The following is a 12371-nucleotide window of genomic DNA, read 5'->3' as shown; positions in this document are numbered from 1 at the left end:
ACCCCCGACTCCCCACCCACCCCCGGGGTCCAAGGGGCAGCGCCCCTTGAAGGGACGGGAAGGGTAGGGGCGGCGGGGGCGAAAAACCCTCACCCCCACCACAACCGTCCGACGACCACGACCGTCAAGTAAGGGTGACGCACACGCGACACTCCACGCGCACATGGCCAACCGGTGAAGACCCGCCATCAACGGGTGCCACCCGGCCGCACGTTGCCGTAGGGTCACCAGCGTCACGGTGCCAGGGCGGTACACGCCAGACCCAGCGCACCGTAGAGAGCAGAAGAGGACACGGACGTTCGTCCACGGGAGGGGCGCACTCTATGGCGGCGCATTTCGGCAGGCGGCTCCGCAAGGGCGCGGCAACCACAGCCCTCGCAGCCGCGGCAGTCGCGGCACTCTCCGCGTCCCAGGCCCCCGGAGTCACCGCCGACGACCACGGCAGACAGACCACCGGCTCCGCCCAGAACACCCCCGACGCCACCGGCGACGACTCGGCGACCGGCGACGGCCACTACTACACCGACCTCCCCACGCTCGACAGCCCCACCCCGGCCCCCGACGACAGCGCGAACTCCGGCTCAACCGGCACCGGTGACGACTCCGGCATCCCCGCCACCGTCCTCGACGCCTACAAGAAGGCCGAGGCCGAACTGCGCGAGTCCAAGCCCGGCTGCAACCTCCCCTGGCAACTCCTCGCCGCCATCGGCAAGGTGGAGTCCGGCCAGGCCCGCGGCGGCCGCGTCGACGCCGAGGGCACGACGTACTCCAAGATCCTCGGCCCCGTCCTCAACGGCAGCGGCTTCGCCCACATCTCGGACACCGACCACGGCGCCTACGACGGCGACAGCACCTACGACCGCGCCGTCGGCCCCATGCAGTTCATCCCGTCGACCTGGGCCTGGGCGGGCCGCGACGGCAACGACGACGGCGTCAAGGACCCCAACAACGTCTACGACGCCGCTCTCGCCGCCGGCCACTACCTGTGCCGCGCCGACCGCGACCTGTCCGTCCAGTCGAACATGGACGCCGCGATCCTCAGCTACAACCACTCGCAGGACTACCTCAACACCGTCCTGTCGTGGCTGGAGTTCTACCGCAACGGCACCCACTCGGTGCCGGACGGCACGGGCACCCTGCCCCGCCACCGCAGCGACGAGAGCAGCGGCTCGGGCACCGGTTCGACCCCGGCGACGACCACCACACCGCCGGCGTCCCACACCACCAAGCCCGGCAACACCGGCTCGAATTCCGGCTCCGGATCCGGCTCCGGCTCCGACGCGGGCGGCAAGCCGTCCACCGAGCCGACGAAGCCGAGCACGCCCCCCTCGACGACACCCACCCCCACGCCGACCGACACCGTCGACCACCTCGACGACGCCGGCACCGGCAAGCTGACCGCCAGGGCGGGCGACACGTTCGACGAGAAGATCGTGGTCCGTCCGGAGACCAAGGCGGGCACGGCCGTGGCCAAGGTCCGGGTCCGCTTCACCATCGTCGGCGACACGGACGCCACCTTCACCGGCGGCGAGAAGACCGCCACCGTCCGCACGGGCGGCACCGGCACCGCCACCGCGCCCGCCCTCGTGGCCGGCGAGAAGACCGGCGAATTCACCGTCCGCGCCCTGGTCGTGGGCCGGACCGTGGCCGCCCTCGACCACACCGCCACCGTCACCGCACGCACGGCCGACGCCCTGGCCCGCGTCGGCGACACCCCGCTGACCTGCACCCCCGGCGGCGAGTTCGCCGAGCAGATCCAACTGAAGGCCACCTACAAGGGCGCCGCCCCCGGCAAGGTCGCCGCGACCGCCACGCTCATCAAGTCCGCCGACGACGCGACCGAGAACGACAAGGGCCCCTACTTCAAGGACCCCGACAGCACGGCCGACGACGCCGACAAGAAGCCCGTACGCACCCTCACGGGGCTGACGACCGACGCCGACGGCGTGCTGAAGCTGCCGAAGCTGTACGCGGACGACACCACGGGCACGTTCCTGCTCCGCGTCACCACGGCCGGCGGCGCGACCGTCACGCTCGAACTGAAGGTCGCCGAGGCGGCGTCGTAGCCCCCGTCCCCGCAGGCCGGTCCACCGCGACCGGCCTGCGCCTCAGCGGCGCAGCCGCGCGTTGGTGCGCCGGGTCGGCTCCGCGGCCGCCGGGTCCTCGGGCCACGGATGCTTCGGGTACCGGCCGCGCAGCTCCGCCCGTACGGCGCGGTAGCCCTCCCGCCAGAACGAGGCGAGGTCGGCCGTGACGGCGGCGGGCCGTCCGGCGGGGGAGAGCAGGTGCACGAGGACCGGCACCCCGGCCAGGACGGGCGAGCTGTCCAGACCGAACATCTCCTGCAACTTCACGGCGAGCACCGGCCGTTCCGGATCGGCGTAGTCGACGCGGATCCGCGACCCGCTGGGCACGGTGAGCCGTTCCGGGGCCAGCTCGTCCAGGCGGGCCGCCTCGCCCGAGGCCCACGGCAGCAGCCGGCCCAGCGCCTGCCCGGCGTCGATCCGCCCGAGGTCGGCCCGCCGGCGGGCGCGGCCCAGCTCGGGCTCCAGCCACTCCGCCACGCGCGCGTGCAGCGCGTCGTCCGAGACGTCCGGCCACGGCGGGCCGAGCCGCAGCCGCAGGAACGCCAGCCGCTGCCGCAGCGCCACCGCCTCCGGCGACCACCGCAGCAGGCCGAACCCCTCCCGCCGCAGCCCCTCCAGGAGCGCGTCGCGGACGAGCCCGGCCGCGGCGTCCGGCAGCGGCCGCGCCGACAGCTCGATCGCCCCCAGCCGCTCCACCCGCCGCGCCACGACGTCCCCGTCGGCCCAGCGCACCTCCTCCTGGTCGGTCCGCAGCGCCGCGGCCGCCTCCCGGGCCACGTCCTCGGGCACGGGCGCGGCGAGCCGCACGCGCGCGTGCCCGCCGGCCGCCGGCCGGTCGGCCACGGCGACGACGATCCACGGCGCCCCCCGCAACGCCGACCCCTCGCCCAGCTCGGCCCGCGTTCCCGAGGCCATGAGATACGACCCGCCGTCGAGCCGCGCCACCCGCTCGGGAAAGGCCAGTGCGACGGCGCGCCCGACGAGCCCGTCATCCCCCGCCCCGGCCACGTCGGCGCCGGGCGGCCGCCCGCCGGGGCCGGAGGGCCGGCCGCCGCTCCCCGCGGCTCCCCGGCCGCGGGACCGCCCGCCCGGCTCCGACGCCACGGCGCGCAGCCGCCGTACCTCGCTCCGCCAGCGGGCCGCGTACGCGTCGCCCCCGCGCCGGGCGGTGCGCAGTGCCCCCGCCAGGTCGTCGCCGTACGCCCGCGGAGCCTCCTCGGACAGCAGCGCCACCACCTCGGCCGCCGCGCCGGAGGTGTCCAGCAGGGCCCGGCCCAGCCGGGGGTGCAGCCCCCACCGCACCAGTCGCGCCCCCCGGTCCGTGGCCCGCCCCCGGGGGTCCACCGCGCCGACGGCCGTCAGGGTCTCCCGGGCCGCCGCCATCGCCCCGCCCGGCGGCGGATCGAGCAGCGCCAGCCCGGAGGCGTCGGGATCGCCCCAGCAGGCCGCCTGGAGCGCGAACGCGGTCAGGTCGGCCACCTTGATCTCCGGCGCCGGGAACGGCGGCAGCCGGCCGTCCTCGGCCTCCGCCCAGCACCGGTACACCGCTCCGGGCGCCTCCCGTCCCGCCCGGCCGGCCCGCTGCCGTCCGGCCGCCCGGGAGGACCGTACGGTCGTCAGACCGCTCAGCCCGCGCGCGTGGTCCACGCGCGGCTCCCGCGCCAGCCCCGCGTCCACCACCACCCGCACCCCGGGCACCGTCAGCGACGACTCGGCCACCGAGGTCGCGAGCACCACCCGGCGCCGCTCCGCGGGAGACAGCACCGCCTCCTGCACGGCCGCCGGCGCCCGCCCGTGCACCTGGAGCACGTCCACCGCCCCCAGGTCCCCCAGCAGCCCGGCCACCCGGGCGATCTCCCCGACGCCGGGCAGGAAGCAGAGCACGTCGCCGGGCCGCTCGGCCAGTGCCCGCCGTACCACCGACGCCGTATGGGCCAGCAGCGCCGGGTCCACCCGCATCCCGTGCGGCGGCCGCACGGGCCGGGCCGGCGGCGCCCACACCACCTCCACCGGATGGGAGACCCCCGCGGCCTCGACCACCGGGGCCCCGCCCAGCAGCCGCGCCCACCCCTGCGCGTCGGTCGTCGCCGAGGCCGCGACCAGCCGCAGCTCGGGCCGCAGCGTCCCGCGCACGTCGAGCAGGAAGGCGGCGGCCGTGTCGGCGTCCAGATGCCGTTCGTGGCACTCGTCCAGCACCACCGCGTCGATCCCGGGCAGTTCCTGGTCGCGCTGGAGCCGCTGCAACAGCACACCGGTGGTGACGACCTCCACGCGCGCGTGGCGTCCGACGACGCGCTCCCCGCGCACGGTGAACCCGATGTCGCCGCCCACCTCCTGGCCCAGCAGCCACGCCATCCGCCGTGCCGCCGCCCGCGCCGCGATCCGCCGCGGCTCGGCCACCAGCACGCGGCGCGCGGGGCCCCCGCCCACCAGACCCGCCAGCACCAGCGGCACCAGGGTCGTCTTGCCGGTGCCGGGCGGTGCCACGAGCACGGCGGCGCCGTGGTCCTCCAGGGCGTCGTTCAGAGCGGGCAGGGCCCCGCGGACGGGCAGCGCCTCCAGGGCGTCGTCACGGATCACGCCCCCCAGTGTCGTACGACGCCGTCGTCGCCCTCCACGCGCGCGTGGAGGGCGATCACGGCCTCATCACTCGGTCCCGGCTCGGTCCCGCTCGCACACGAAGATCGCCGTACCCGGGATCAGCCGGCCGCGCAGCGGGGACCAGCCGCCCCACTCCGAGGTGTTCCAGGACGGCCACTCCGGCTCCACCAGGTCCACCAGCCGGAAACCGGAGGTCACGATGTCCCTGACGCGGTCGCCCAGCGTCCTGTGGTGCTCGACGTAGACCGCGCTGCCGTCCTCGTCCTGTTCCACGTACGGCGTGCGGTCGAAGTAGGACGCGGACACGCTCAGCCCCTCGGGCCCGGGCTCGTCCGGGAAGGCCCAGCGGACCGGATGCGTCACCGAGAACACGAAACGGCCGCCCGGCCGCAGCACCCGGCGCACCTCCCGCAGCACCAGCCGCGGATCGGCGACGAAGGGCAGCGCACCGTACGCCGAGCACGCCAGGTCGAAGGAGGCGTCGGCGAAGGGCAGGACGGCGGCGTCGGCGCACACCAGGGGGAACGGTCCGCCGATCCGCAGCGCGTGCTGGAGCTGGCGGTGGGAGAGGTCCAGCGCGACCGGGCGGGCGCCCTGCGCGGCCAGCCAGCGCGAGCACTGGGCCGCGCCGGCGCCGATCTCCAGGACGTCCCGGCCGGCCAGCTTCTCCGCCGGGCCGAGCAGTTCGGCCTCGACCTCGTCGAGGCCCTCCGGGCACCAGACGAAGCGGTCGTCACCGAGGAACGTGCCGTGTTCGACCTGGTACTCGTCCGCGTTGCGGTCCCACCAGCCCCGGTTGGCACGCGCGCTCTCCGTCACTCCGGCGACCCGCCGCGTGGCCTCGGGTTCGAGCGGTTCGGACTCTTGGATGATCGGCTCCCTCGTCGTACTCTTCCGTCACCTCTCGGCGCCGCCGTCGCGGTGGTGCCGCGCGAGGGCGCCGTGGACGCCGCGTGGCCTCCCCGGACGGTTGATTGTGCCGGGTATGCGGGGATCCGCCCCGGGTGTGCGCCTTCGCGCATTGACCCTGTCCGGCTGCCCCCGTATGCTACAAGTTGCGCTGCGGGCCTGCGCTCCTCAGACGTAGCAGGCTGCGCTCGCATCTGTTGTATGTCCCCTCGGTTGTCGAGGTGTCACCGCGTTGTCGCGGGGCGCTTCCTAGGCTGTCCGGCTTCTTCAGAGCGAAACGGGCTCCCGGCGCAAGCAGTACCTACGACTTCAATGTCCGTACCGGAGCCCTTTCCCACATGACGAGCAGCACCGAGACCACCGCCACCACCCCGCAGGTTGCGGTCAACGACATCGGTAACGAGGAAGCCTTCCTCGCCGCGATCGACGAGACGATCAAGTACTTCAACGACGGCGACATCGTCGACGGCGTCATCGTGAAGGTCGACCGGGACGAGGTCCTGCTCGACATCGGTTACAAGACCGAAGGTGTCATCCCGAGCCGCGAGCTCTCGATCAAGCACGACGTCGACCCCAACGAGGTCGTCGCCGTCGGTGACGAGATCGAGGCCCTTGTTCTCCAGAAGGAGGACAAGGAAGGCCGCCTGATCCTCTCGAAGAAGCGCGCCCAGTACGAGCGTGCCTGGGGCACCATCGAGAAGATCAAGGAAGAGGACGGCATCGTCACCGGTACCGTCATCGAGGTCGTCAAGGGTGGTCTCATCCTCGACATCGGCCTCCGCGGCTTCCTCCCGGCCTCCCTGGTGGAGATGCGCCGCGTCCGCGACCTCCAGCCCTACGTGGGCAAGGAGCTCGAGGCGAAGATCATCGAGCTGGACAAGAACCGCAACAACGTGGTCCTGTCCCGCCGTGCCTGGCTGGAGCAGACCCAGTCCGAGGTCCGCCAGACGTTCCTCACGACCCTTCAGAAGGGTCAGGTCCGCTCCGGCGTGGTCTCCTCGATCGTCAACTTCGGTGCCTTCGTGGACCTGGGTGGCGTCGACGGCCTGGTGCACGTCTCCGAGCTGTCCTGGAAGCACATCGACCACCCCTCCGAGGTCGTCGAGGTCGGCCAGGAGGTCACGGTCGAGGTCCTGGACGTCGACATGGACCGCGAGCGCGTCTCCCTGTCGCTGAAGGCGACCCAGGAAGACCCGTGGCAGCAGTTCGCCCGCACGCACCAGATCGGCCAGGTCGTGCCCGGCAAGGTCACCAAGCTGGTTCCGTTCGGTGCGTTCGTCCGCGTGGACGAGGGCATCGAGGGTCTGGTCCACATCTCCGAGCTGGCCGAGCGCCACGTGGAGATCCCGGAGCAGGTCGTCCAGGTCAACGACGAGATCTTCGTCAAGGTCATCGACATCGACCTCGAGCGCCGTCGCATCAGCCTCTCGCTGAAGCAGGCCAACGAGGCCTTCGGCGCCGACCCGTCGACGGTCGAGTTCGACCCGACCCTGTACGGCATGGCCGCGTCCTACGACGACCAGGGCAACTACATCTACCCCGAGGGCTTCGACCCCGAGACCAACGACTGGCTCGAGGGCTACGAGACCCAGCGCGAGGCGTGGGAGACGCAGTACGCCGAGGCGCAGCAGCGCTTCGAGCAGCACCAGGCGCAGGTCATCAAGTCCCGCGAGGCGGACGAGAAGGCCGCTGCCGAGGGTGGCGAGGCTGCCGCTCCGGTCGCGTCCGGCGGCGGCGGTTCGTACTCCTCCGAGGGTGGCGACACCTCCGGCGCGCTCGCCTCGGACGAGGCGCTCGCGGCGCTGCGGGAGAAGCTGGCCGGCGGCCAGAGCTGAACCCCGGCCACGCGTCGGACCCCGGCCTGAGCGCCCGTCGCTGAGGCCGGACCACCGAGCCGAACGGAAGGCCCGCACCCCCCTCGGGGTGCGGGCCTTCCGCGTTGCGCCGCCATCGCCGGACGCGCGGTCGGACGCCCGGTTTTCCCAACCCGGCCCGGCCGCCCGGGAATGCGCGTGTCCCGCGCCACGTTGTCTCCCATTGGACACGAGGAGGAGCGGTCACTGTGCTTGATCCGCAGAGTTTGTACGCATGGGAGCCGAAGGGCCTGGCCGTCGTCGACATGGCGCTCGCGCAGGAGTCGGCCGGACTTGTCATGCTCTACCACTTCGACGGCTACATCGACGCCGGCGAGACCGGCGACCAGATCGTCGACCGGCTGCTCGACTCGCTGCCCCACCAGGTCGTCGCCCGCTTCGACCACGACCGGCTGGTCGACTACCGTGCCCGCCGGCCGCTGCTGACCTTCAAGCGCAACACCTGGACCGACTACGACGAGCCCACGATCGACGTGCGCCTCGTCCAGGACGCCACCGGGGCGCCCTTCCTGCTGCTGTCCGGCCCCGAGCCGGACGTCGAGTGGGAGCGCTTCGCCGCGGCCGTCGAACAGATCGTGGAGCGGCTCGGCGTCCGCCTGGCGGTGAACTTCCACGGCATCCCGATGGGCGTCCCGCACACCCGCCCCGTCGGCCTCACCCCGCACGGCAACCGCACCGACCTGGTGCCGGGACACCGCAGCCCCTTCGAGGAGGCGCAGGTGCCCGGCAGCGCGGAGGCGCTCGTCGAGTACCGCCTGGCCCAGGCCGGGCACGACGTGCTGGGCGTCGCCGCGCACGTCCCGCACTACATCGCCCGCTCCCCCTACCCGGACGCCGCGCTGACGGTCCTCGAGGCCGTCACGGCCGCGACCGGACTGGTCCTGCCCGGCGTCGCGCACTCCCTGCGCACCGACGCCCACCGCACCCAGACGGAGATCGACCGGCAGATCCAGGAGGGCGACGAGGAACTGGTCGCCCTGGTCCAGGGCCTCGAGCACCAGTACGACGCCGCCGCGGGCGCCGAGACGCGGGGCAACATGCTGGCCGAGCCGGTGGAGATCCCGTCCGCGGACGAGATCGGCCAGGAGTTCGAACGCTTCCTCGCGGAGCGAGAGGGCGACGGCTGATCCGATAGTCTGCCGGACGGCCACGACCTGCCCGTCCCGCCGTGGCGCGGACGATTCCGGTGGGCCGGCCGGCGGTACCCGTACGCCGGTCGTGACGTTCGTTCCCGCCGGTGCGGGAGTGGGTGAGGTGAAGACGCGCTCATGCTGTCCGTGGGCCTGACCGGCGGCATCGGCGCCGGCAAGAGCGAGGTGTCGCGGCTGCTCGTCGCACACGGCGCCGTACTGATCGACGCGGACCGCATCGCCCGCGAGGTCGTCGCACCCGGGACACCGGGACTCGCGGCCGTCGTCGAGGCCTTCGGTGAGGAGATCCTCACCGAGGACGGCAGCCTCGACCGCCCCCGCCTCGGGGCCGTCGTCTTCGCCGACCCCGACCGGCTCGCCGTGCTCAACTCGATCGTGCACCCCCTGGTCGGCGCCCGCTCCCGAGAGCTGGAGTCCGCCGCCGCCGAGGACGCCGTCGTCGTCCACGACGTGCCGCTCCTCACCGAGAACGGCCTCGCACCCCTGTACGACATGGTCGTGGTCGTCGACGCGGACCCCGCCACCCAGCTCGACCGGCTGGTGCGGCTGCGCGGCATGAGCGAGGAGGACGCGCGCGCCCGCATGGCCGCCCAGGCGTCCCGCGAGCAGCGGCGCGCGATCGCGGACGTCGTCATCGACAACGACGTGCCCCTGCCCGAACTGGAGCGGCGGGTGCGCGAGCTGTGGGACGACCTCGTCCGCCGCGCACGCCGGCGGTCCACGGCACGGCCGCCCCGGGAATAGCGGTTCCGCCGGGGGCGTTGAAGCCGCCGAGTGAGGGAAGGACTTCGTCGTGCCCGACATCAGCGGTTCCCGTGGACGGACTCCGGAAACGAACGTGATCGACTTCCGCGCCGCCGAGCAGCTGCTCGCCGCGCACGACCCGCGGGGCGCGGTCAAGCTGCTCGACGGACTCATAGCGGCGCACCCGGAGAACACCGCGGCCCGGCTGCTGCGGGCCCGGGCCTTCTTCGCCGCCGCCCAGCTCCGCCCCGCCGAGCTGGAGTTCAGCATCGTCCTGGAACGCGAACCGGACAACGCCTTCGCCCACTTCGCGCTCGCCCGGACCTACGAGCGCCAGCTGCGCCCCGAGCAGGCCAAGCGGCACTTCCGCCTCGCGGCCGCGCTCGACCCCAACCCGCGCTATCTGGACGCCGCCCGCTTCGACGCGTGAGCCGGGGGCCGTTGTCGGGCGCCCCCGCTCAGCGACGCCGCTGCTCCGGTGGCGCATAGGGCGGGATGTCGCGGCCCGGCTGCCAGTGCGGGCCCTGCCGGATGTGCCGGATCACCATGATCAGATCGACGGTCACGATCAGCCACAGCGCCCCGCAGAGGGCCGCCCAGCCCGTCCGGCCCGCCAGCGCGAGCGCCACCGTGCCGCCGATCGTCCAGACCTCGCCCCAGAGACTCAGCCAGAAGCGCAGCCGCAGCGGACTGCGTGCCGTCGTCGGTTCGCTGCCCGTACGCATAGGCCTCACCCCTTCCCATTGTCGCGCGCCGGTTCCTTGTTCCCCCGTCGAACGTTCACTCCAACGAGTGACGGGCGCGGGGGAACGGCGCCGGACCGGTCGTCCGTTCTCCCGGCATGAGGCAGGACATGCGAGCGGGACACGAGGGGACGGGGCCCGGAGCGATCACCCCGGACGGCTGCGCGGTCGAGCTCTACGCCCGGCTGCCCGTGGGGGAGGAGCCCGGGATCATCGCCGCGGCGGTGCCACCGGGGGCGCGCGTCCTGGAACTGGGCAGCGGGGTGGGGCGGATGACGCATCCGCTGCGGGAGCGCGGCTTCCGGATCACGGCGGTGGACGAGTCCGCGGAGATGCTGGAACGGGTCCGCGGCGCCCGCACGATATGCGCTTCGATCGAGGACCTACGGCTGGACGAGACGTTCGACGTGGTGCTGCTCGCCTCCTTCCTCGTCCACGCCGGGGACGTCGAGGTGCGCCGGGGCCTGCTGCGGACCTGCGCGCGGCACGTGGCGGCGGACGGCTGCGTGCTGATCCAGCGCGAGGGCGAGGACTACCACACCGACCTGCCGCGGGAACGGGTCGACCCGAGCGGGTTCACCGTGCGCATACGCTCGGCGGAGCCCGTCGGCGACGGTGTGAACGAGGTGCGCGCGGAGTACGAGTTCCCGGACGCCACATGGACGCAGACGTTCCTGGCGCGGCCCCTGACCAGGCAGCAGTTCGAGGAGGCGCTCGCCGAGGCCGGACTGCGCGTGGACCGCTATCTGACCGAGGACCGGGTGTGGGTACGGGCGGTGCCGGCCCAGAGGCCGGCCTAGGAGGCGTGGTTCCCCGCCGGAAGCGGGCTCAGGGGGTGCCGGCGTCCGTGTCCCCTGCGGCCAGGCCCCGCAGCCGGTCCAGTTCGCGGCGGTCGCGCTTGGTGGGCCGGCCGGCGCCCCGGTCGCGGACGGCGATCGGGGCGACGGCCTCGCGGGGCGGCGGGGGCGGACTGTTGTCGACGTAGCACTCGACCGCGACGGAGGCCCCGACCCGCTTGCGGATCAGACGCTTCACGACGACGACCCGCTCACGGCCGGCGTGCCGCAGCCGCACCTCGTCGCCGACGCGGACGGCGTACGCGGGCTTCACGCGCTCGCCGTTCACACGGACATGGCCGCCCCGGCAGGCGGTCGCACCCATCGAGCGGGTCTTCACCAGGCGCACGGACCAGATCCAGCTGTCGATCCGCACGCTCTCGCCCCCGGCGGGCCGCGCGGCGACAGCGGCGGCGACGGCGTCGGGGTGGGTTCCGGTGCCGGGCGCGGCGCCGGTGTCTCCTTCTCTGACCTCAGAAGCCATGCTCCGACCTTAGTCGCAGGCGGCGGCGGACCGGACCCGCCCGGGACCGGAACTCCCGCCGCGCTCCCGGGCATCTACGGTGGGAGGCATGGACGGCAGTGCGCTGGAGGAGCTCGACGAGCGGATCGCCGGATGCCGGGCGTGCCCGCGGCTGGTCGCCTGGCGCGAGGAGGTGGCCCGTACCCGGCGGGCCGCGTTCGCCGACTGGACGTACTGGGGCCGGCCGGTGCCGGGCTTCGGGCCGCCCGACGCCGCGCTGCTGATCGTCGGGCTCGCCCCGGCGGCCCACGGCGGGAACCGGACCGGACGGATGTTCACCGGCGACCGCTCCGGAGACGTGCTGTACGCGGCACTGCACGAGGTCGGGCTGGCCTCGCAGCCGACGTCCGAACGGCTGGGCGACGGGCTGGAGCTGTACGGCATGCGGATCACCTCGCCCGTGCACTGCGCCCCGCCCGCCAACAAGCCCACCCCGCGGGAGCGGGACACCTGCCGGCCCTGGCTCGTGCGGGAACTGGCGCTGCTCCGGCCGACACTCCGGGCGGTGGTGGTGCTGGGCGCGTTCGGCTGGCAGGCCGCACTGCCGGCCTTCGCCGAAGCCGGCTGGACGGTGCCACGCCCCCGGCCGGCTTTCGGCCACGGGGCCCGCGTCCGGCTGCACCGGGCCGAGGGAACCGCCGGCGCCGACGCCACCGGCGCCGACGGCGGCCTGGAGCTCTTCGGGTGCTTCCACGTCAGCCAACGCAATACGTTCACCGGGCGGCTCACCCCCGAGATGCTCCGCGAGGTACTGCGCACGGCGGCCACGGCGGCGGGGCTGCCGACCACGGAGCCGTCCCCGTAGGGCCCGCGCCCGAACCGATGCCGGCGTACGCCCCCGCACCCCGCCGGCCCGTCCGCCGTCACCCCGGTGAAACACCGGCGTTCCCCGTCCCGCCCGTC

At 73.9% G+C, this 12371-nt stretch carries 11 protein-coding genes; 7 read left to right on the top strand and 4 right to left on the bottom strand.

Translation table 11 applies throughout. From position 1 onward, the window contains the following. Nucleotides 1–323 precede the first annotated feature (323 nt). Nucleotides 324–2066 (top strand): lytic transglycosylase domain-containing protein, encoded by a 1743-nt coding sequence (locus tag IO29_RS18740; RefSeq protein ID WP_030380652.1) that lies wholly within the window; start codon nucleotides 324–326, stop codon nucleotides 2064–2066. 42 nt (nucleotides 2067–2108) lie between these two features. On the opposite strand, the gene hrpB is transcribed toward IO29_RS18740, so the two are convergent. Together hrpB and IO29_RS18730 are read right to left on the bottom strand one after the other, a co-directional pair. Next, on the bottom strand, nucleotides 2109–4667 hold the full coding sequence (hrpB, locus tag IO29_RS18735) for an ATP-dependent helicase HrpB (RefSeq protein ID WP_030380651.1): 2559 nt from the start codon (nucleotides 4665–4667) through the stop codon (nucleotides 2109–2111). A gap of 66 nt (nucleotides 4668–4733) precedes the next feature. Continuing rightward, nucleotides 4734–5507 (bottom strand): class I SAM-dependent methyltransferase, encoded by a 774-nt coding sequence (locus tag IO29_RS18730; RefSeq protein WP_420705389.1) that lies wholly within the window; start codon nucleotides 5505–5507, stop codon nucleotides 4734–4736. Nucleotides 5508–5935: 428 nt separating this feature from the next. On the opposite strand from IO29_RS18730, the gene rpsA reads away from it, so the two are divergent. The 4 genes from rpsA (at nucleotide 5936) to IO29_RS18710 (ending at nucleotide 9796) form a co-directional block, all read left to right on the top strand. After that, on the top strand, nucleotides 5936–7432 hold the full coding sequence (rpsA, locus tag IO29_RS18725; RefSeq protein WP_030380649.1) for a 30S ribosomal protein S1: 1497 nt from the start codon (nucleotides 5936–5938) through the stop codon (nucleotides 7430–7432). Nucleotides 7433–7659: 227 nt separating this feature from the next. After that, nucleotides 7660–8598: a PAC2 family protein gene (locus tag IO29_RS18720; protein ID WP_030380648.1), complete on the top strand. Its 939-nt coding sequence runs from the start codon at nucleotides 7660–7662 to the stop codon at nucleotides 8596–8598. Nucleotides 8599–8739: 141 nt separating this feature from the next. Beyond that, the gene (coaE, locus tag IO29_RS18715; protein WP_030380647.1) at nucleotides 8740–9366 is read left to right on the top strand and encodes a dephospho-CoA kinase; all 627 of its coding nucleotides are present in this window, start codon (nucleotides 8740–8742) and stop codon (nucleotides 9364–9366) included. 49 nt (nucleotides 9367–9415) lie between these two features. Further along, nucleotides 9416–9796, top strand: coding sequence for a tetratricopeptide repeat protein (locus IO29_RS18710; RefSeq protein WP_030380646.1), 381 nt, complete (start codon nucleotides 9416–9418; stop codon nucleotides 9794–9796). A gap of 28 nt (nucleotides 9797–9824) precedes the next feature. Here the strand turns inward: IO29_RS18710 and IO29_RS18705 are convergent, their stop codons facing one another. After that, nucleotides 9825–10091, bottom strand: a complete 267-nt coding sequence (locus IO29_RS18705; RefSeq protein ID WP_030380645.1) for a DUF6343 family protein — start codon at nucleotides 10089–10091, stop codon at nucleotides 9825–9827. Between the two features lie 128 nt (nucleotides 10092–10219). Here IO29_RS18705 and IO29_RS18700 point away from each other — a divergent pair, with 128 nt between their 5' ends. After that, the gene (locus IO29_RS18700; protein ID WP_030380644.1) at nucleotides 10220–10909 is read left to right on the top strand and encodes a class I SAM-dependent methyltransferase; all 690 of its coding nucleotides are present in this window, start codon (nucleotides 10220–10222) and stop codon (nucleotides 10907–10909) included. 28 nt (nucleotides 10910–10937) lie between these two features. Here the strand turns inward: IO29_RS18700 and IO29_RS18695 are convergent, their stop codons facing one another. After that, a complete protein-coding gene (locus IO29_RS18695) occupies nucleotides 10938–11429 on the bottom strand; it encodes an RNA-binding S4 domain-containing protein (RefSeq protein WP_030380643.1) in 492 nt (163 codons plus the stop codon). Nucleotides 11430–11517: 88 nt separating this feature from the next. Here IO29_RS18695 and IO29_RS18690 point away from each other — a divergent pair, with 88 nt between their 5' ends. Continuing rightward, a complete protein-coding gene (locus tag IO29_RS18690; RefSeq protein WP_030380642.1) occupies nucleotides 11518–12273 on the top strand; it encodes a uracil-DNA glycosylase in 756 nt (251 codons plus the stop codon). Nucleotides 12274–12371: the final 98 nt, after the last annotated feature.

Source organism: Streptomyces sp. NRRL F-6676, from assembly GCF_000725625.1.
In the GTDB taxonomy this organism is placed as follows: Bacteria; Actinomycetota; Actinomycetes; order Streptomycetales; family Streptomycetaceae; genus Streptomyces.
This window is presented reverse-complemented; position numbering and strand designations above follow the sequence as displayed.